The 19,315-nt window shown below is 72.2% G+C and carries 21 protein-coding genes; 8 read left to right on the top strand and 13 right to left on the bottom strand.

Going from position 1 to position 19,315, the window contains the following annotated elements; all coding sequences use genetic code 11:
- Positions 1–22: 22 nt before the first annotated feature.
- The 3 genes from AC3IYJ_RS17960 to AC3IYJ_RS17950 are packed head-to-tail and all read right to left on the bottom strand — an operon-like array spanning position 23 to position 2,963.
- Positions 23–829 (bottom strand): ABC transporter ATP-binding protein, encoded by an 807-nt coding sequence (locus tag AC3IYJ_RS17960; protein ID WP_489402311.1) that lies wholly within the window; start codon positions 827–829, stop codon positions 23–25.
- Positions 826–1,869 (bottom strand): FecCD family ABC transporter permease, encoded by a 1,044-nt coding sequence (locus tag AC3IYJ_RS17955; RefSeq protein ID WP_489402310.1) that lies wholly within the window; start codon positions 1,867–1,869, stop codon positions 826–828. Before AC3IYJ_RS17955 ends, AC3IYJ_RS17960 begins: the two co-directional genes overlap by 4 nt.
- On the bottom strand, positions 1,866–2,963 hold the full coding sequence (locus tag AC3IYJ_RS17950; protein WP_489402309.1) for a FecCD family ABC transporter permease: 1,098 nt from the start codon (positions 2,961–2,963) through the stop codon (positions 1,866–1,868). Before AC3IYJ_RS17950 ends, AC3IYJ_RS17955 begins: the two co-directional genes overlap by 4 nt.
- A gap of 80 nt (positions 2,964–3,043) precedes the next feature.
- Between AC3IYJ_RS17950 and AC3IYJ_RS17945 the strand changes: the two genes are divergently transcribed.
- Positions 3,044–3,673, top strand: coding sequence for an HAD family hydrolase (locus AC3IYJ_RS17945; RefSeq protein ID WP_489402308.1), 630 nt, complete (start codon positions 3,044–3,046; stop codon positions 3,671–3,673).
- 59 nt (positions 3,674–3,732) lie between these two features.
- Here AC3IYJ_RS17945 and AC3IYJ_RS17940 read toward each other — a convergent pair whose 3' ends face one another.
- Positions 3,733–4,005, bottom strand: coding sequence for a hypothetical protein (locus tag AC3IYJ_RS17940; RefSeq protein WP_489402307.1), 273 nt, complete (start codon positions 4,003–4,005; stop codon positions 3,733–3,735).
- Positions 4,006–4,278: 273 nt separating this feature from the next.
- On the opposite strand from AC3IYJ_RS17940, the gene AC3IYJ_RS17935 reads away from it, so the two are divergent.
- Positions 4,279–4,662: a cold-shock protein gene (locus tag AC3IYJ_RS17935; protein ID WP_371616538.1), complete on the top strand. Its 384-nt coding sequence runs from the start codon at positions 4,279–4,281 to the stop codon at positions 4,660–4,662.
- A 55-nt stretch (positions 4,663–4,717) separates the two neighbouring features.
- On the opposite strand, the gene AC3IYJ_RS17930 is transcribed toward AC3IYJ_RS17935, so the two are convergent.
- The 4 genes from AC3IYJ_RS17930 to AC3IYJ_RS17915 form a co-directional block, all read right to left on the bottom strand.
- On the bottom strand, positions 4,718–5,548 hold the full coding sequence (locus tag AC3IYJ_RS17930; RefSeq protein WP_489402847.1) for a 1,4-dihydroxy-6-naphtoate synthase: 831 nt from the start codon (positions 5,546–5,548) through the stop codon (positions 4,718–4,720).
- A 74-nt stretch (positions 5,549–5,622) separates the two neighbouring features.
- On the bottom strand, positions 5,623–6,360 hold the full coding sequence (locus AC3IYJ_RS17925; RefSeq protein WP_489402306.1) for a futalosine hydrolase: 738 nt from the start codon (positions 6,358–6,360) through the stop codon (positions 5,623–5,625).
- Between the two features lie 13 nt (positions 6,361–6,373).
- A complete protein-coding gene (locus AC3IYJ_RS17920) occupies positions 6,374–6,862 on the bottom strand; it encodes a DUF2771 domain-containing protein (protein WP_489402305.1) in 489 nt (162 codons plus the stop codon).
- A 199-nt stretch (positions 6,863–7,061) separates the two neighbouring features.
- Positions 7,062–8,441, bottom strand: coding sequence for an MFS transporter (locus AC3IYJ_RS17915; RefSeq protein WP_489402304.1), 1,380 nt, complete (start codon positions 8,439–8,441; stop codon positions 7,062–7,064).
- Between the two features lie 327 nt (positions 8,442–8,768).
- Between AC3IYJ_RS17915 and AC3IYJ_RS17910 the strand changes: the two genes are divergently transcribed.
- The 3 genes from AC3IYJ_RS17910 to AC3IYJ_RS17900 all read left to right on the top strand — a co-directional run bounded on the left by AC3IYJ_RS17910 (position 8,769) and on the right by AC3IYJ_RS17900 (position 11,821).
- Positions 8,769–9,680 carry a DUF3027 domain-containing protein gene (locus tag AC3IYJ_RS17910; RefSeq protein ID WP_489402303.1) on the top strand — a complete coding sequence of 304 codons (912 nt, stop codon included), beginning with the start codon at positions 8,769–8,771 and terminating at the stop codon, positions 9,678–9,680.
- A 300-nt stretch (positions 9,681–9,980) separates the two neighbouring features.
- Positions 9,981–10,190 (top strand): hypothetical protein, encoded by a 210-nt coding sequence (locus AC3IYJ_RS17905; protein ID WP_489402302.1) that lies wholly within the window; start codon positions 9,981–9,983, stop codon positions 10,188–10,190.
- A 137-nt stretch (positions 10,191–10,327) separates the two neighbouring features.
- Positions 10,328–11,821: an SPFH domain-containing protein gene (locus AC3IYJ_RS17900; RefSeq protein WP_489402301.1), complete on the top strand. Its 1,494-nt coding sequence runs from the start codon at positions 10,328–10,330 to the stop codon at positions 11,819–11,821.
- Positions 11,822–11,824: 3 nt separating this feature from the next.
- Here the strand turns inward: AC3IYJ_RS17900 and AC3IYJ_RS17895 are convergent, their stop codons facing one another.
- The gene (locus AC3IYJ_RS17895) at positions 11,825–12,892 is read right to left on the bottom strand and encodes a WD40 repeat domain-containing protein (RefSeq protein ID WP_489402300.1); all 1,068 of its coding nucleotides are present in this window, start codon (positions 12,890–12,892) and stop codon (positions 11,825–11,827) included.
- 90 nt (positions 12,893–12,982) lie between these two features.
- Between AC3IYJ_RS17895 and AC3IYJ_RS17890 the strand changes: the two genes are divergently transcribed.
- A complete protein-coding gene (locus tag AC3IYJ_RS17890) occupies positions 12,983–13,675 on the top strand; it encodes a GDSL-type esterase/lipase family protein (RefSeq protein ID WP_489402299.1) in 693 nt (230 codons plus the stop codon).
- Between the two features lie 59 nt (positions 13,676–13,734).
- A complete protein-coding gene (locus AC3IYJ_RS17885) occupies positions 13,735–14,724 on the top strand; it encodes an aldo/keto reductase (protein WP_489402298.1) in 990 nt (329 codons plus the stop codon).
- Between the two features lie 199 nt (positions 14,725–14,923).
- On the opposite strand, the gene thpR is transcribed toward AC3IYJ_RS17885, so the two are convergent.
- The 3 genes from thpR to AC3IYJ_RS17870 all read right to left on the bottom strand — a co-directional run bounded on the left by thpR (position 14,924) and on the right by AC3IYJ_RS17870 (position 17,382).
- Entirely contained in the window at positions 14,924–15,478 is a 555-nt protein-coding gene (gene thpR, locus AC3IYJ_RS17880) for an RNA 2',3'-cyclic phosphodiesterase (RefSeq protein WP_489402297.1), read from the bottom strand.
- A gap of 97 nt (positions 15,479–15,575) precedes the next feature.
- Entirely contained in the window at positions 15,576–16,919 is a 1,344-nt protein-coding gene (locus AC3IYJ_RS17875) for an MFS transporter (RefSeq protein WP_489402296.1), read from the bottom strand.
- A gap of 25 nt (positions 16,920–16,944) precedes the next feature.
- The gene (locus AC3IYJ_RS17870) at positions 16,945–17,382 is read right to left on the bottom strand and encodes a MarR family winged helix-turn-helix transcriptional regulator (RefSeq protein WP_330297094.1); all 438 of its coding nucleotides are present in this window, start codon (positions 17,380–17,382) and stop codon (positions 16,945–16,947) included.
- A gap of 200 nt (positions 17,383–17,582) precedes the next feature.
- Between AC3IYJ_RS17870 and AC3IYJ_RS17865 the strand changes: the two genes are divergently transcribed.
- Entirely contained in the window at positions 17,583–17,765 is a 183-nt protein-coding gene (locus AC3IYJ_RS17865) for a ribbon-helix-helix protein, CopG family (protein ID WP_330297093.1), read from the top strand.
- Positions 17,766–17,799: 34 nt separating this feature from the next.
- Here AC3IYJ_RS17865 and AC3IYJ_RS17860 read toward each other — a convergent pair whose 3' ends face one another.
- Positions 17,800–19,206 carry an NCS2 family permease gene (locus tag AC3IYJ_RS17860; protein WP_489402295.1) on the bottom strand — a complete coding sequence of 469 codons (1,407 nt, stop codon included), beginning with the start codon at positions 19,204–19,206 and terminating at the stop codon, positions 17,800–17,802.
- Between the last annotated feature and the right edge of the window lie 109 nt (positions 19,207–19,315).

Here is a 19,315-nt window from a genome sequence, read left to right as displayed (position 1 = left end):
CCGGGCCCGGGCTGCGCCCGGGTCAGGGGCCCGCCGACCAAGGGGCCGACGGGATGATCAAGGGGGAGCCCGTCACCGGGTCGGGGATGACGATCGAGTCGAGGCCGAAGACCTCGCGGACCAGGCTGGCGGTCACGACCTCCGCCGGGGGGCCTTCGGCGACCACGCGGCCCGATTTCATCGCCACCAGGTGGTCCGCGTACCGCGCGGCCTGGTTGAGGTCGTGCAGGACCGCGACCACCGTGCGGCCGCGGTCGTGGTTGAGGCGGCGGACCAGGTCCAGGACCTCCACCTGGTGCGCGATGTCCAGGAAGGTGGTCGGCTCGTCGAGCAGCAGGATGTCCGTGTCCTGGGCGAGGGCCATCGCGATCCAGACCCGCTGGCGCTGACCGCCCGACAGCGCGTCCACGGGGCGGTCCGCCAGGTCCGAGACCGAGGTCCGGGCCATCGCGTCCACGACGGCCTTCTCGTCCGCCTCGGACCACTGCTGCCACCAGTGCTGGTGCGGCTGGCGCCCCCGGGCCACCAGGTCGGCGACCGTGATCGCCTCGGGCGCCACCGGCGACTGCGGGAGCAGTCCGATGGTCCGGGCGATCCGCCGGGTCGGGAGGGAGGCGAGGGCCTCGCCGTCCAGGACCACCGCGCCCGCGCTCGGCCGCAGCAGGCGGCCCAGCGCCCGTAGCGTCGTCGACTTGCCGCACGCGTTCGGGCCGACGATCACCGTCACCCGGCCGTCCGGCACGGACAGCTCCAGGTCCTCCACGACGACCCGGTCCTCGTACGCGAGCGTCAGCCCGTGGGCGGACAGCCGGCTCGGATCGCGGCTCAAGACTTGCCTCCAGTGCGGCTGCGCATGATCAGCCAGATCAGGTACGGGGCCCCGACGGCGGCCGTCAGGACGCCCACCGGGAGTTCGGTCGGGGAGAGGAGCCTGCGGGCGAGCAGGTCGCCGAGGACGACGACCACCGCGCCCGTCAGGGCCGAGCAGAGCAGCGGGATCTGGGCCGTCCGGGTCATCCGGCGGGCGATCTGCGGGGCCAGGAGGGCCACGAAGTCCACGGGTCCCGCCGCGCCCGTGGCCACCGAGGCCAGGACCACGCCGAGGGCCACGAGTCCCAGGCGGACCCGGCCCAGGCGGACGCCGAGGGCCGTCGCCGTGTCGTCGTCGAGCGAGACCGTGCGCTGGGCGCGGGCCGCCCACAGGATGCCGGGCAGGAGGGCGAGCATGATCCAGGCCAGGGGAGCGGCCACGTCCCAGCCGCGGCCGTTGAGGGAGCCCGTCATCCAGATCTGCGCCTGCTGGGCCACCAGGTAGTCGCCCTTGGTCATCAGCAGGGTCGTCACCGACCGCAGGGCGATGGCGAAGCCGATGCCGATGAGGACGAACCGCGTCGCGTGCAGGCCGCCCCGCCACGCGAAGACGTACACGAGCGCGGCCGCGACGATGCCGCCGAGCACCGAGAGGTACGGGAGCACCGAGTACGAGGTGACGCCGAAGGTCAGCGCCGCCACCGTGACGGCGCTCGCGCCCTGGCTGATGCCGATGATGTCGGGTGAGGCGAGCGGGTTGCGGGCGACGGTCTGGATCAGCGCGCCCGCGACCCCGAAGGCCAGGCCCACCAGCAGGCCCACCGTCATCCGGGGCAGCCTCAGCGTGCCGACGACCAGTTCCTCGGGCGAGGACTGCCCGAGCAGCACCTTGACGACCTCCGTCGGCGCGACGAAGGACTCGCCGACGCACAGGTAGGCGACGCAAGCCCCGGCCAGCAGCGCGGCGAGGGACACCGCCACGACGGCGGCCCGGCGGTGCAGGAGGAAGGAGCCCCGGCCCGGCCGGACCAGGGAGTACCCCGCGGGGACCGTGCTCATGCCGCCACCGCCCTGCGGCGGACCAGCGCGACCAGGAAGGGCACCCCGATGAGCGCGGTCATCACCCCGGCCGGGACCTCGCCGGGCGGCATCACGATCCGCCCGAGCACGTCGGCGACGAGCAGCATCACCGGCCCGATGAGCGCCGCCATCGGCAGCACCCACCGGTGGTCGCTGCCGACGACGGCCCGCGCGATGTGCGGTACGGCCAGCCCGACGAAGGCGATCGGCCCGGCCGCCGCGACCCCGGCGCCCGTGAGGACGGTGGCCCCGAGGCCGCCGACGATCCGTACGGCGGCCACGTTCTGCCCGAGCCCCTTGGCCACGTCCTCGCCGAGCGCGAGCGCGTCCAGGCCGCGCGCCACCGACATCACGAGCACGGCGCCGACGAGGAGGAAGGGCCAGATCTGGTGCACGACGGTGAAATCGCGGCCCGCGACCGAGCCGACCTGCCAGAACCTGAACTCGTCGAGCGTCGAGGCCTTCGTCGTGAGGACGCCCATGGTGACCGACACCAGCAGGGCGTTGATCGCGGCCCCGGCCAGTGCCAGTTTCACCGGCGTCGCGCCGCCGCGTCCGCTGGAGGCGACGGCGTACACGGCGACCGAGGCGAAGGCGGCGCCCGCGAAGGCGAACCACACGTAGCCGCTCAGCGTGTGCACCCCCGCGAACGCGATGGCGCAGACGACCGCGACCCCGGCTCCCTGGCTGATGCCGAGGATGCCGGGGTCGGCGATCGGGTTGCGGGTGATGCCCTGGAGCGCGGTTCCGGCCAGCGCGAGGGCCGCGCCGACCATCAGGGCTATGAGGGTGCGCGGTACCCGCAGGGCGCGCACGACCTCGGCGTTCGGTCCGCTCGCGCCGCGGAACAGTGCGTCGAAGACCTCGCCCGGTCCGATGGCGCGGGCGCCGACCGCGAGACTGAGGAGCACCGCGCACAGCAGGGCGGCGATGCCGGCCGCCGTCCACGCGATACGACGGGCCGTCACGGCGCGCCGGGTGGCGGTGGGGGCCGCGGGGGCCGGAGCCGCGGGGCCGGGGGCCGCAGGATCGGGAGCCGCAGGGTCGGGGGCCGTTGAGACGGGGACTGACATGTCACCAAATTTCACTGTCTGGTAAGGCGAGGCTAAGTCTACGTTCCCGTCCGCTGTGCCCGTCTCGGCACAATGGACGCATGAACCCCGAGACGCAGCTGACCGTCGGATTCGACCTCGACATGACCCTCATCGACTCCCGGCCGGGCATCAAGGCCGCCTTCCAGGCGCTTTCGGCGGAGACGGGCACGTTCATCGACGCCGACGAGGTCGTCACGCGCCTCGGTCCGCCGCTGGACACGGAGCTCGCGTACTGGTTCCCGGAGGCGGAGATCCCCGCCATGGCCGACCGCTTCCGGGAGATCTATCCCACACACGCCATCGAGCCGACCCCGGCGATGCCCGGCGCCCGCGAGGCGGTCCTGGCGGTCCAGGCGCTCGGTGGCCGCGCGATCGTCGTCACCGCCAAGTACGAGCCCAACGCCCGTCTGCACCTGGAGCACCTGGGCATAGAGCCCGACGCGGTCATCGGCTGGCTGTGGGCGGAGGCCAAGGCGGGCGCCCTGCGCGAGTACAACGCCCAGGTCTACGTCGGCGACCACGTCGGCGACGTACGGGGGGCCCGCGCGGCCGGGGCGGTGTCGGTGACGGTCCCGACCGGCCCGTGCCCGGAGCCCGAACTGCGCGAGGCGGGCGCCGACGTGGTGCTGGCGGACCTCACGGAGCTCCCGGCCTGGCTGGCGGAGTACGCCCGCACGCGCACCGCGTAGCGCGGTACACGGGCAGGACGGGCAGCACGGGATTTACGGGGCCGCGTACCCCGGAGGCACTACGCCTGTGACGCTCGGGCGGCCCTGCGCTGCGCCGAGGCCGAGCGGACCACGCCCGCCGCCGAGATGGCGAAGCCGACGCCCATGAGCATGCACACGGCCCACGCGTACGAGGGGAACGGCCGGGTGTGCAGGAACAGCGGAGCCATCGTGGCGAGGGTGGCCGCGGCACCGAGGATGAAGACGATGCCGCCGGCCTTGACGAGCGCGTCGCCGGGGCGGGCCGCGTCGGGGTCGGTGTGTGCGGACCCGGGCTGAGGAGTAACAGTCACTCGACCAGGGTAGTTCCCTGGCCCGGTCGGCCCCGACGCTCACAGGAGCAATGGGAATGCGTGTCCACCGGAACCAGTGAGCGGTCCAGTGGGAGAGCACCCGAGCGAGGCGCGATCCATACCGGCCAGCGCCACTGGCCGGTATGGGTGGGGCGGCTTGACGAAGGGTAGATAGCTGGAGAGGCTTCGGGCAATGGCAGGCATGAGCAAGTGCTAGATAGCCTGACCTGCGAGAACAGTGGCTTGGCTGACTGGTGGAATGGGGTGCGTGCTTTGCCTACCGGCAAGGTCAAGTGGTTCAACAGTGAGAAGGGCTTCGGCTTTCTCTCCCGCGACGACGGCGGCGACGTCTTCGTCCACTCGTCGGTACTGCCCGACGGCGTGGACGCGCTCAAGCCCGGCCAGCGGGTCGAGTTCGGAGTCGTTGCCGGTCAACGCGGTGACCAGGCACTTTCGGTGATCGTCCTGGATCCGGCGCCCTCCGTGGCGGCCGCGCAGCGGCGCAAGCCGGACGAGCTCGCCTCCATCGTGCAGGACCTCACGACCCTGTTGGAGAACGTCACGCAGCAGCTGGAGCGGGGCCGTTACCCCGACAAGGCGTCCGGTTCGAAGATCGCCGGCATGCTGCGCGCGGTCGCCGACCAGATGGACGTCTGAGCGGCGGATACGACGGTGCCCCGCCTCCCGGAAGGGCGGCGGGGCGCTTCCATTGCTACGGGAAGGCCAGCGCGTCGGGCGCAATGGCCGGAACCAATCCCTCCGCTGCCGCCCTGGTGAGCAGCCCGCGCACCGCCGCGTACCCGGCGTCGCCGAGGTCGGCGGTGAACTCGTTGACGTACAGCCCGATGTGCTGGTCGGCGACGGCCGGGTCCAGCTCCTGCGCGTGCGCCCGTACGTACGGACGCGAGGCCTCCGGGTCGTCCCAGGCCATCCGGACCGAGGCGCGGGCCGACTCGGCGAGGGCGCGCAGGGCGTCCGCGCCCAGCGAGCGCTTGGCGATGATCGCGCCGAGCGGGATCGGCAGGCCGGTCGTGGACTCCCAGTGCTCGCCCATGTCGGCCAGACAGTGCAGCCCGTAGTCCTGATAGGTGAACCGGGCCTCGTGGATGACCAGTCCGGCGTCCACGCGGCCGTCGCGCACGGCCGGCATGATCTCGTGGAACGGCAGCACGACCACCTTGCCCACGCCCTCGGGCGGCAGCACGTCGGCGGCCCACAGCCGGAACAGCAGGTAGGCGGTGGAGCGTTCGCTGGGGACCGCGATCGTCTTGCCGGTCAGGTCCACGCCCGGCTCGCGGGTCAGGACGAGTGGTCCGCAGCCGCGTCCGAGCGCGCCGCCGCAGGGGAGTAGCGCGTACTTCTCCAGCACCCACGGCAGGACGGCGTAGGACACCTTCAGCACGTCCAGCTCGCCGCGCTCGGCCATGCCGTTGGTGATGTCGATGTCCGCGAAGGTCACGTCGAGGGCGGGCGCCCCCGGGACCCGGCCGTGGGCCCAGGCGTCGAAGACGAAGGTGTCGTTCGGGCAGGGCGAGTACGCGATCCGGACGGGGCGATCGGAGGATGAGGGGTCTACGGGGCTTGCGGGGTCTGCGGAGCTTGCGGGGTCTGCGGGGTTCACGCGGGTCCTCCCCCGGAGGTGGTGGTGAGCAGTACGGGTCCCAGTACGCGGAAGCCTTCGCCCAGGGCCGCCAGCGCGTCACCGATCCGCCAGGCGGCACGGTCGCGGGGGCCGACGGCGTTGGAGACGGCACGCACCTCCAGGACCGGCAGCCCGTGCGCGGCGGCCGCCTCCGCGACCCCGAAGCCCTCCATGGCCTCGGCCCCGGCCAGCGGGTGCGCGGCGGCGAGTTCGGCCGCGCGGGCGGCGGTGCCGGTGACGGTGGAGACGGTCAGGACGGGCGCGAGCAGCGCCCCGGTCGCCTCGGCGGCGCGGGCGGCGAGCTCTGCGGGAGGCAGGTGCACGCTGCGGCCGAAGCCCAGTTCCGAGACGGGGAGGAATCCTTGCGGGGTTTCGGCGCCCAGGTCGGCGGCGACGATCGCGTCGGCGACGACCAGGGAGCCGAGCGGGGCGGCGGGCGCGAACCCGCCGCCGATGCCGGCGGAGACGACGAGGCCGTAGCCGTCCGGGCCCGCCGCGAGCGCCAGGGCGGTCGCGGTCCCGGCGGCCGCGGCGGCCGGACCGACTCCGGCGACGAGGACGTCGAAGGCTCCCCGGTGGTGGATGAGGTAGCCACCGGGGAGAGTGCGCGGCCCCGGACCGGGGGTGTGGTCCGGACGAGGGGTGGGCCCGGACAGGCCGGCGACGACGGAGTCCGCCTCCGCCGCCACCGCGGTCACGATGAGCGCGCGCACAGTGGGTACGCGACTAGTTCTTGAGCTTGAGGCTGAACGCCCAGACGGCGAGCGGCTTGCCGTCCTCGCCGACCTGGACGATGTTCAGCTTCTTCGAGGCCGGAGCCTCGCCCTGGCCGCCCGTCGAGAAGACGTCGGCGCCGGGGAAGCTGCGGTAGGTGTTGGAGGAGGGCTCGGTGATGGGCTGCCCGTCGAGGACGGCCTGCCACTTCTTGCCGTCCTTGACGACGTCCGGCTCGACGCCGAGACGGAGGGTGTCGCCGCGCCCGTACTCGACGGTCTTGGCGCCCTTGAGGTCGGTGAAGCACTCCTGGACCTTGTCCGCCGTGAGCTCCTTGCCGTCGTGGCAGGCGGCTTCGGCGGACACCGACGAGGTGCCGACCGTCACGGTCGCCAGCGGCGTCGGCTTGTCACAGGCGGAGAGGAGGAGGAGCCCGGCGGAAACGGCTCCGAGGGCCGCGACGCTGCGGCGGGCCCTACCCGAGAAAAGCGGTGCGGTCATGAGCCGAAGGCTATCGGGCCCGTACGCTGCGCTGCTGCACGGGGTCCTACGGTGCGGCGCCGTGGCGCGAGCGGCCCCGGCTGCGCCGGGCCTTCCGGGGCTCCGCCCCGGACCCCGCGCCTCAAACGCCGGCGGGGCTGAAAGGTCGCCTCAAGCACCCCCAGCTACCGCTGGGAGGTGCCCCCGGGCGGGGCTGGATTTACGCCACCCGGGGTCGGGAGGAGCTGTGCTGGTGGCGGGGGGAGGCGAGGAAGCCACGTAGGGCCATCGTCGTGCCCAGGGCCACCACCGCCGCGGCGACGGACATGCCCAGGACGCCGTTCAGGGGGAGGGCGATGCCGATCGAGCCGCCCAGCACCCAGGCCACCTGGAGCAGGGTCTCCGAACGGGCGAAGGCCGACGTACGGACGGCCTCCGGCACGTCGCGCTGGATCATCGCGTCCAGCGAGAGCTTGGCGAGGGCCTGGCAGAAACCGGCCGTGGCGCCCAGGACGGCCATGAGGACCCCGCTGAAGAACACCGCCGCCACGATCGCGACCCCGAGGGTCAGGCACAGTACGGCGGCGATGATCGCCTCCGGCGCCCTGGCCCGCAGCCACGCGCCCACCGCGGTCCCGCACGCGTTGCCGACGCCCGCCGAGACTCCGACGATGCCGAGCGAGACCGCCGCGCTCTGCCCGGCGAGCGGGTGCTCGCGCAGCAGGAACGCCAGGAAGAAGATCAGGAATCCGGACAGGCCGCGCATCGACGCGTTCGCCAGCAGCCCGCACAGCACCGGCCGGCTCACCGTCCGCAGCCCCGGCCGCTTCGAGTGCGCCTCGTGCGTGGACAGCCGGGCACGGCGTTCGCCCTTGGCCTCGTCCACCTTGTGCGGCAGCGTGAACGCCGCGAAGGTGCCCCAGATGAAGATCGCGCACGCCCCGTAGAGCGGCCACGGTGGCCCGATCGTGTGCAGTGCGGCACCCACCGGGGCCGCCGCGCCCGTGGCCAGCAGCCCGGCCAGCGTGACCCGGGAGTTCGCCTTGACCAGGGAGAACTTGGGCGGCAGGAGCCGGGGGACCACGGCGCTGCGCACGACCCCGTACGCCTTGGAGGCGACGAGCACGCCCAGCGCCGCCGGGTACAGCTCCAGGCCGCCCGTGGCCACCGCGCCCGACATCATCACCGCCAGCAGGGCCCGGGTGAGCATCGCGCCGGCCATCGCGGCACGCCGCCCGTGCGGCAGCCTGTCCAGCAGCGGGCCGATGACCGGGGCCAGGAGAGTGAAGGGGGCCATGGTGATGGCGAGGTAGAGGGCCACCCGGCCGCGTGCCTCGTCCGTGGGAACGGAGAAGAAGACGGTGGAGGCGAGCGCGACTGTGATCATCACATCGCCGGCGCCGTTGATCGCGTGCAGCTCGATCAGCTTGCCGAGGCCCGATTCACCCGCCCCGTGCGCGTGCGTGGCCCGCCGGATCCCGCGCGCCGTACCGGTGAAGGGGAGGTGCAGGGCACGCCCCAAGGCCCGGCCGGCCCGCCTGGCCGGTCCCGAGCCGTCGTCGGACGACCGTACGGGTGCCACGGCCCCATAGTGCCCCACTTGCCTCCTCCGGACCCTTCCCGGCGCGTTGCGCGGAGATGGCCGGTAGTGGGGTTGTCCGCGAATCGGACCTTGCATGTGGGCCCAGGGCGCCGGAGGAGGTAGCGTGCGTAGCGCGCCACCGGCGGCTGCTCCTGGCCGCGCGCCTCTTCGCGATCCCGCAGAATGGATCGCAGGTAGGTGCGCCCTGGAACCCGATCGGGCGCGGACGTCGACGCGGCCCTCTGGTCCGCTCCGCCCGCGCTACGTAGGGACAGCCGACGGGTCGTTGTGGACGACAAGTACGGACGGCGCACTCGTGAGACGGCGTAGGAGAGAACGAGACCTGTGAGTGCTGCGACGACGCGAAGCCGTACCCCCGACCGCCAGTGCGTCGAGGCGGTAGACCTCGCCCGCGCGGCGGCCGAAGAGGCCGCCGCCCCCGGAGTGGTGGGCGAACACCTTGCCGCGATCTCGGAGGGTGACAGGGTCGTCACGCACTTCTTCGAGTGCAAGGACCCGGCCTACCGGGGCTGGCGCTGGGCCGTGACGGTGACACGTGCCTCCCGCGCGAAGAACGTCACCCTCGACGAAACGGTGCTGCTCCCCGGCGACGAGGCCCTGCTGGCCCCCGAGTGGGTGCCGTGGAGCGAGCGGCTGCGGCCGGGCGACATGGGTCCTGGGGACCTGCTCCCCACGGACGCCGAGGACCTGCGCCTGGAGGCGGGCTGGTCGGGCGAGGACGCCCCGCCGCCGAACTCCGTGGTCTCCTCGGAGATGGCCGAGCTCGTCGAGGCGGAGGACGCCGACGTCACGGACCGCGCGGTGGTCCCGGTACGGGGTTCCATCACCTCGGTGGCCGAAGAACTCGGCATGCGCCGTGCGCGCGTCCTGTCCCGCTACGGGCTCCACAGCGCGGCCGACCGCTGGGACGAGTCCTTCGGCGCGAAGACCCCGATGGCGCAGGCGGCGCCGGCCTCGTGCGTCTCCTGCGGCTTCCTCGTCGCGATCGGCGGCTCGCTGGGCCAGGCCTTCGGTATCTGCGCCAACGAGTTCGGCCCGGCCGACGGCCGCCTGGTCTCCCTGTCCTACGGCTGCGGCGGCCACTCGGAGGCCGCGGTCATGCCGAAGCCCCTGCGCCCCGCCCCGCCGGTCCTCGACTCCATGGCCGCGGACGAGTTCCTCCTGCGCCCCGCCCCCGACTCGGGCTCGGTCCCGCTGGCGGAGGACGACGTCCTGGCGGACCTGGGCCACTCGTAGAAGTCCGGCCCCGCCCCGATCCAGCCTCGCCCGGGGGCACCTCCCAGCGGTAGCTGGGGGAGTTTGAGGCGCGGGGTCCGGGGCGGAGCTCCGGGGAACGGGCGAAGGGCGCGAGCAGCTGGAACGGCAGCTGGAGACGGCGACGGGCTGGGGGCGCTACGGGGAGCTGTACGGGTACCTCGCGGACGGCGAGGAGTACCGGCTCGACGAGGACGCGCAGGTCCCGTAGGCCCCGTAACCTTCGTGGCCCTCGCAACGGGACCGGGCGGCCCGTACTGTCGGCACATGGGGGAATCGGACATGGTGGGATTGGACGGCCGGGTCACCGGGACGGTGGGGCCGGGGCTGGTCGGCGAGGTCATCGTGCGGATCCGGGGCGGGGCCGAGCACTTCCTCGCCTACCTCGCGCCGGGTACGGGCAGTGAGCGGCTCGCCGTGGGGACGGTGGTGACGGTGGTCGAATACCTGCCGCCGCGCACCGTGTACGTGATGGCCGCGTACGACCACTGAGGGGGCTCAGAGGGCCCCGCGACCTCCTTGTATCAAGACGGCGACAAGATTCGGCCGACCTCTTCACGCCGCCCTGACACAGGCGCACACTCGCCTGGTCGGTGGCGGACGCCACCGTGAAAAAGGGGGAGTTGCCGATGTCTGTCGGCGTATTGGCGGCCGTCGTCGTCGCCGCGATCGTGGCTGCGATCGGTCTGTTCAAGCTCATGTGGCGGGTGGCCGAGCCCAACGAGGCACTGGTCATCTCCGGCTCCACGCACAAGACGGAGGGCCTCGGGGAGGGGATGGGGTTCCGGATCGTCACCGGGCGCGGAACCTTCGTGCTCCCCGGCGTGCAGGCCGTCCGGAAGCTGTCCCTGGACCTCAACGAGACGGAACTGCTCGTCGACTGCGTGACCCACCAGGGGATCCCGCTGCGGGTCAAGGGCGTGGTCATCTTCAAGGTCGGCGACGACTTCGTGTCCATCGCGAACGCGGCGCGCCGCTTCCTGGACCAGCAGAAGATGATGCCCGAGCGGGTGCACATCGTCTTCGCGGGCCATCTGCGGTCGATCGTCGGCGGGTTGACGGTCGAGGACATGATCCGCGACCGCGAGAAGCTGACCGGGCAGACCCGGCTGGCGTGCGGCAGCGAGATGGAGAAGCTCGGCCTGATCGTCGACTCGCTGCAGATCCACGAGATCGAGGACCCGACGGGCTACATCAAGAACCTGGCGATGCCGCACGCGGCCGCCGTCCAGCGGGACGCGCGGATCGCGCAGGCCGACGCCAACCTGCGGGCCACCGAGGCCGAACAGGCCGCCTTCGCCCGGATGTCGGAGGCGACGCGGGACAGCGAGATCCTCCAGGCCGGCTACCAGGCGGAGCGCGACAAGGCGGCCGCCACCGCCCGGCAGGCGGGCCCGCTCTCCGAAGCGGCGGCGCGCCAGGAGGTCGTGGTCCAGGAGACCCGGGTCGCGGAACTGGAGGCGCACCGGCGCGAGCAGCAGCTCCAGGCGGACGTGCGCAAGCCCGCGGACGCGGCGGCGTACGAGGTCAGGACCCGGGCCGAGGCGGACCGCGACGCCCGCATCTCGGCGGCGCAGGCCCGCGCGAAGGAGACCGAGCTCGCGGCGGCCGCGGAGGCCACCCGGGTGACGACGGCGGCCACGGCCGACGCGCAGGCCACGGAGGCCCGGGGTCTGGCGGCCGCGACGGCCACCCGCGCGACCGGTGAGGCCGAGGCGGCGGCGACGCAGGCCAGGGGCCTCGCGGAGGCGGCGTCGGCGAAGGCGAAGGGCCTCGCGGAGGCGGACGCCATCAAGGCGCGGGCCGCCGCGCTGGCGGAGAACCAGGAAGCGGTGGTCGCGCAGCAGCTCGCCGAGAACTGGCCGGCGATCGTGGAAGCGGGCGCGGCGGCCTTCGGCAACGTGGAGCACATGGTCCTGCTGAACGGCGCCGAAGGCATGTCGGACATGTTCGCCAAGGCCCTGACCATGGGCGGCACCGGCCTGGGCCTGGCCCGCCAGCTCCTGTCGTCGATGTCCCCGCCGGTGCCGCAAGTCCAGCAGGCCCAGCAGGCCCCCGCGACCACCCCGGTCAACGGAGCCTCGGCGACGACCTCCCAGCAGATCCCGATCCAGGAGTCGTAGGCGTCAGCCCTTGGGCGGGCGGCGGCGCAGGATGCGCTTGGCCGCCAGGGTCAAGGCCGTGGCGGCGACCAGAACGAAGGCACCCTTCGTGAAGTCGCCGCCCCGGGAGGACGGCGGGGCGGCCGTCCCCGCGCCCGGTGCGGTCGGGGAGTCCGGGGAGGGGGACGCGGACGGCGTCTTCCCCCCGGACGGCGGCCGGGGCACCGGGACCGCCACGACGCGGCTGTTCACGCCCTCCGCGCCGAACATCAGCGTCGATCCGTCCGCCGAGTACGTGACCGACTCCGCCTGGCCCTGCCACGGCGCGGCCACCGCCTCGCCCTCTCCCGACGGGCGGCCGTCCTTCCACGGGTAGGTCTTCGCCCACAAGTAGCCCCGCAGCGTGAGGTGGCCGCCGTCCGGGGAGAAGGCGCCGTCCGTGACCCACGGGACGTCACCGATCCGGCGGAAGGTGTTCGTACCGGAGGCGGAGAGGGTTTCGGGGCCCTCGTAGAGGCCGCCCGCGCGCTCGTCCTTGCTCGCGATGTACACCCGGCCCGTGACCGGATGGACCATCAGCGCCTCCGCGTTGCGCGGCCCGTCCGCGTACTTCACCGTGAACTGCTCGGCCTTGAGGGTGACGTCCGCGAGGGTCTTCGGCTCCGGGAACCGGTAGATCCACACGTGGTCCCAGGCGCCGCCGAGGTTGTCCCCGATGTCGCCGACGTACAGCTGCCCGTCCGGTCCCAGCGAGATCGCCTCGATGTCCCGGGGCTTGCCGACGCCCGTCATCGTGACCCGCGCGACCGTCCTGCCCGTCGCCGAGTCCACGGCGTAGACGTACGGACCGTCGTCGCTGTCGTTGTGCGTCCAGTACACCCCCGGATGGATCCGGCTGGCCGCAAGCCCGCTCGACTCCTTGATCCGCGGATCGGTGATCGTGAACCCGGAGGGGGAAGGGGCGGGGGCCGGGGAGCCCGCGGCGCCCGCCGCGGGGGCGGCCAGCAGGGCGAGGGCCGCCGCCGCGGGAACCGCGGAGGCAACGGCAACGGCAACGGCGGCGGTCGAAGGCAGCAGGCGGCGCAGGCGCATGCCCCTACCCTGCCAGCCCGGCCCGGCCGCCCGGACCCGCGTGTCCGGCATCACAGGGGTCACCGCCGCGTGATCCGCGATGATGACCGGATGCGTTTCATGTTCGTCGGTGATTCCATGACCATCGGCCGCGCCGGCGACTACACCTGGCGCTACCGGATGTGGCAGCACCTGGGCGCGACCTTCGGCGGCCCGTACGAGATCGTCGGCCCGCGCAGCGAGCTGTACGACACCTTCGCCGACGCGCCCACCAGCCATGAATACGCCGACCCCGGCTTCCCGGCCGACGCCCGCCGGCACCTGGCCGGATGGGGCGAGGGCTGGCAGCACATGGCGCCGCTCATCGGGCCCGCCGTGCGCACCGCCCGGGCCGACGTGCTGCTCGTCTCCCTCGGCCTCATCGACCTCGGCTTCTACACCGGCGCCGAGGACACCGCCGCCAACGCCCGCCGCTTCATCGCCGAGGCGCGCGCCGCCCGGCCCGCCGTCCGGATGGTCCTGCTCCCCGTCATCCCCAACGTCCGGGCCCAGGACGACGTTCCCTTCGCGGCGCAGGTCGAGCTGTTCAACGAGCTCCTCGCGAAGGCGGTCGCCGACCTGTCGACCACCGCGTCGCCGATCCTGCTGGCCGCGCGACCGGACTCGTACGAGATCCACCACGACACCTACGACGGCACCCACCCCAACGCCTCCGGCGAGCACCGCCTCGCGGGCGAGTTCGCGGCGGTCCTGCACCAGGCCTGGGGCATCGGCGGCCCGTACCGGCCCCGCAGCGACACGTAACGCGCCCTTCACGAACGGGTCTTGCTTCGAGTGCACTCCAGGCAGTTGGCTAGTGCCCCATGAAGTACACGCAGCTCGGACGCACCGGTCTCAAGGTCAGCCGACTCGTCCTCGGCACGATGAACTTCGGCCCCCAGACCGGGGAGTCGGAAAGCCACGCGCTCATGGATGCGGCCCTCGACGCCGGAATCAACTACTTCGACACCGCGAATGTGTATGGGTGGGGTGAGAACAAGGGCCGTACCGAAGAGATCATCGGCACCTGGTTCGCACAGGGCGGCGGCCGTCGCGAGAAGACGGTCCTCGCCACCAAGGTCTACGGGAACATGGCCGCCGAAGGCGACCCGTGGCCCAACTACGACCGCCTGTCGGCGCTGAACATCCGGCGGGCCGTCGATGCGAGCCTCAAGCGGCTGAACACCGACTACATCGACGTCTATCAATTCCATCACGTCGACCGCCGGACGCCCTTCGAGGAGATCTGGCAGGCCATCGACGTCCTGATCCAGCAGGGCAAGATCCTCTACGCCGGGTCCTCGAACTTCCCCGGCTGGAAGATCGCCCAGGCCAACGAGGCCGCGGCGCGCAGCGGGCGGCTCGGCCTCGTCAGCGAGCAGTGCCTCTACAACCTCGCCGAGCGGCGCGCGGAGCTGGAGATCATCCCGGCCGCCGAGGAGTACGGGCTCGGGGTCATCCCGTGGTCCCCGCTGCACGGGGGGCTGCTGGGCGGGGCGATCCGCAAGTCGGCGCAGTCGGGGCGGACGGCCACGGGCCGGTCGGCGGACGCGCTCGCGAACAGTTCGGTACGGGCGCAGGTGCAGGCGTACGAGGACCTGCTGGACAAGCACGGTCTGGAGCCCGGCGAGGTCGCCCTGGCCTGGCTGCTGACCCGTCCCGGGGTCACTGGGCCGATCGTCGGGCCGCGTACGGCGGAGCAGCTCGCGTCCGCGCTGCGGGCGGTCGAGCTGGAGCTGGGCGAGGAGGTGCTGGCCGGGCTCGACGAGGTCTTCCCCGGGCCGGGACCGGCGCCGGAGGCGTTCGCCTGGTAGCCGGGGTCCAGGGCTCGGGGCCCGGGGCTGCAGGGCTTCCGGGCTACTGGCCTACGACCGCGGCCACTGCGACGACGACGAACATCAGCACGAGCACACCGGCCATGACGCGGTTTCTGGTCTTGGGATCCACCCGTCGAGCCTAACGCGACCGGGCCCGCCCTTCGGACGGAGGGGCGGGCCCGGTGGCGTTGGGGGCTCATCCGCCCAGGTCCCAGGCGCCGACGGTCTCGTAGCGGGGCTGCTCGCCGGGGACGCCGCTGGTGGGCAGGTTGCTGCGGACCAGGCTGAGGGTGGTGACCCGCCAGGGGGTGCCCTCGAAGGGGGCGAGGCGGTCCACGTACGGGCGCACGTCGTCCGTCTCCTCCCGGATCCGTCCCAGGGTGAGGTGGGGCGTGTACCGGTGGTGCTGCTCCATCGGGACCCCGGCCCGCCGGGCCGCGGCGTCGGCCCGCTCGGCGAGCATCCGCAGGGAGTCGAGGTCCCCGGCGGCCCCGGCCCACAGGGCGCGGTGGCCGAAGTGGCCGGAGCCGTGGAGCCGGAGCGTGAAGGGCCCGGAGCGGGCGGCGGCCCGGGCGAGGCGGGCGTGCAGTTCCGGTAGCAGCCCGTCCTGGACCTCGCCCATGAAGGCCAGCGTGAAGTGCCAGCCTGCTTCCGCGGTCCAGCGGAGCCGGTCGTTGCGGAGTCCGCGCACGGCCTCGGCCAGCTCCGCGACGGCCGCCTCGGGCGGGATGACGGCTGCGAACAGTCTCATGTGCCGAGCCTAGCGAGGTCGCCTGCGTGCGGCGCCGTTGCCGGGGGCCAGCCCCCGGACCCCCGCGCCTCAATCGCCGACGAGGCTGGATTTCGCCTCAGGCCGCCGCGACCAGTTCGCGCTCTCGCGCCGCCGGGACGAACGTCACGCCGTGGCGGTTCACGCTGAGGCGGAGGTTGCCGATCCGGGAGAGGACGAGGCCGATCGCGAGAGCCGCGGCCAGGGAGACCGCGCCGCCCGCGGCCATGCCGATCCGGGCTCCGTAGGTGTCCGTGATCCACCCGACCAGGGGTGCGCCGATCGGGGTGCCGCCGGTGAAGACCATCATGAAGAGCGCCATCACCCGGCCCCGCATCTCCGGGTCCGTGGCCATCTGCACGCTGGAGTTCGCGGTGACGTTGACCGTCAGCCCGAACATGCCGATCGGCACGAGCAGCGCCGCGAACAGCCAGAAGCCGGGTACGAAGGCGGTGACGAGCAGGAGCACCGAGAAGAGCGCCGCCGCCGCGACCAGGAGGCGCAGCCGGGAGTGGCCCCTGCGGGCCGCCAGCAGTGCGCCCGCCAGGGAGCCGGCCGCGATCAGGGTGTTGAACAGGCCGTAGGTCCCCGCGTCCCCGTGGAACACGTGGCTGACGAAGGCCGACAGCCAGATCGGGAAGTTGAAGCCGAAGGTGCCGATGAAGCCGACCAGCACGATCGGCCAGATCAGCTCGGGGCGGCCGGCGACGTAGCGCAGACCCTCCCGCAGCTGACCCTTGGCGCGCGGCTGGACCTCGACCGGGTGCAGTTCGTTCGTCCGCATCAGCAGCAGGCCGATGATCGGGGCGGCGAAGGACAGGCCGTTCAGCAGGAAGGCCCAGCCGGAGCCGACGGCGGTGATGAGGACACCGGCCAGTGCGGGGCCCACCAGCCGTGCGGACTGGAAGTTGGCCGAATTCAGACTGACGGCGTTGGCCACCTGGTCCTTGCCGACCATCTCGGAGACGAAGGTCTGCCGGGCCGGGTTGTCCACGACGGTGACCAGCCCGAGCAGGAAGGCGGCCAGGTAGACGTGCCAGACCTGGACGTGGCCGGCGAGGGTGAGGACGGCGAGCGCGATACCGGTGAGGCCCATCGCGGCCTGCGTGCAGAGCAGCAGCGGCCGCTTGGGGAGCCGGTCGGCGAGTACGCCTCCGTAGAGGCCGAACAGCATCATCGGCAGGAACTGCAGCGCGATGGTGATGCCCACCGCGGAGGCGGAGCCGGTCAGCGACAGGACCAGCCAGTCCTGGGCGATGCGCTGCATCCAGGTGCCGGTGTTCGAGACGACCTGGCCCGTGGCGAAGAGCCGGTAGTTGCGGATCTTCAGCGAGCTGAACATCGAGTTCCTGGCGGAGCCCGACGCGCGCGTAGTGGTGGATGTATGGCCGGGGGCGGAGTCTGCTCCGGGTCCCGTACTCAAAAGGGTTCGCCTCCTGGCGTCGTTCCTATAGGTGCGCGAGCTTGTCCAGGACGGGTGCGGCCTCGCGCAGCTTGGCCCATTCGTCCTCGGTCAGCTCGGCCGCGAGCCCGGCCAGGAAGGCGTTGCGCTTGCGACGGCTCTCTTCGAGCATCGCCTCGGCCTCCTCCGTCTGGCGGACCACCTTCTGGCGGCGGTCGTCGGGGTGCGGTTCCAGCGTGACCAGACCCTTGGCCTCCAGCAGCGCCACGATGCGGGTCATCGACGGGGGCTGCACGTGCTCGCGCCGGGCCAGCTCACCGGGGGTGGCGTGGCCGCAGCGGGCGAGGGTGCCGAGGACCGACATCTCGGTCGGGCTCAGCGATTCGTCGACGCGCTGGTGCTTGAGGCGCCGGCCCAGCCGCATGACGGCGGAGCGGAGGTCGTTCACGGCAACGGCATCGTCGCCATGGGAAAGGTCAGACATGTCTTTAGAATAACTCATTACTCTCCCTAAAGAACACTGGGTATCCCTCGCCCCACCCGTCCCCGTTCGCCCGCCCGCCCCGCCCGTCGCACGTCCGCTGCCTCGTGCGCCGCTCGACCCGCACCTTCCAGTCACTCGTAAGGGTGAGACCGTTCCGGAAAGTGACACGCGTCCGTGCCCTGTGCCCCGACCCTTTCGGCATGGGGACACATGTGTTCAGCATGCGTATAGACGGGGAGCTGCTCGACAGGCTCCGGACTCATGCCGCCAAACGCGGAATGAGCGTCCAGGACTATGTGGTCCGGACGCTCATTCGCGACGACTTCGACGAGCGCTTCAAGGCGGCCGTCGACGAGACGGAGAAGTTCTACGGGCTCACGTGAGCCCGGCTCCTCCTGGTTCCGCGTTCCGCGGGGGCTACGTGAGGCCGAGGGCCGGCATCGCGTAGTAGAAGACGAACACCGCCGACACCACGTACATGGCCACGGGGACCTCGCGGCCCCGGCCGGTGGCCAGCCGCAGGACGCAGAAGCTCACGAAGCCGATGCCGATGCCGTTGGTGATCGAGTACGTGAAGGGCATCATCACCATGGCCAGGAAGGCCGGGACGGCGATGGTGAAGTCGTTCCAGTCGATGTCCCTGATCGAGCCGGCCAGGATCAGGAAGCCGACCGCGATGAGCGCGGGGGTGGCGGCCTGGGACGGGACCATGGTGGCGATCGGGGTCAGGAAGAGCGCCACGGCGAAGAGGCTGCCCGTCACCACGTTCGCCAGGCCGGTACGGGCGCCTTCGCCGACGCCCGCCGTGGACTCCACGAAGCAGGTGGTGGCCGAGGAGGAGGTCGCGCCGCCCGCGGCGACGGCCATGCCGTCCACGAACAGCACCCGGTTGATGCCGGGGAAGGAACCGTCCGGCTTCGTCAGCTTCGCCTCGTCGCCGACGCCCAGGATGGTTCCCATGGCGTCGAAGAAGCAGGACAGCAGCACGGTGAAGACGAAGAGGATGCCGGTCAGCACGCCGACCTTGCCGAAGCCGCCGAACAGGCTGACCTGACCGACGAGCCCGAAGTCGGGCGCGGCCACCGGGTTGCCCGGCCATTCCGGGACGGTCAGGCCCCAGGCCTGGTCCGGGAGCTTGGTGATCAGCTGTACGGCCACGGCGGCGACGGTCATGGCCACGATGGAGATCAGGATCGCGCCGGGCGTCTTGCGGATGATCAGGCTCAGCGTCAGCAGCACGCCGACCACGAAGATCAGTACGGGCCAGCCGTGCAGGTGCCCGTTGCCGCCGAGCTGGAGCGGGACCGTGGTGTGCGCGAGGTCCGGGATGCGGGAGACGAAGCCCGAGTCGACCAGGCCGATCAGCATGATGAACAGGCCGATGCCGATCGCGATGCCCTTGCGCAGGCCGAGCGGGACGGCGTTCATGACCCGCTCGCGCAGACCGGTGGCGACCAGCAGCATCACCACGAAGCCGGCCAGGACCACCATGCCCATGGCGTCCGGCCAGCTCATCCGGGGGGCGAGCTGGAGGGCTACGACGGTGTTGACGCCGAGGCCGGCCGCCAGCGCGATCGGGACGTTGCCGATGACGCCCATCAGGAGGGTGGTGAAGGCGGCCGTCAGGACGGTGGCCGTGACGAGCTGGCCGCCGTCGAGCTGGTGCCCGTACATGTCCTTCGCGCTGCCCAGGATGATCGGGTTGAGCACGATGATGTAGGCCATCGCGAAGAACGTGGCGAAGCCGCCGCGGACCTCGCGGCCGATGGTCGAGCCGCGCTCGGAGATCTTGAAGTAGCGGTCCACGGGGGCGGACGTGCTCATGGGGACCTGGTTCTCGTTGGTGATTCGTACGACGAAATTGGGACATGCTCAAGCCATTTCAGTATGAACACATGAACGAAGAGGCGTCTATCTCCGCGCGTAGACCATG

This window comes from Streptomyces sp. GL_140, assembly GCF_057834465.1.
Note: the sequence above shows the minus strand (reverse complement) of the source record. Positions and strands in the feature narration are given on the sequence as shown.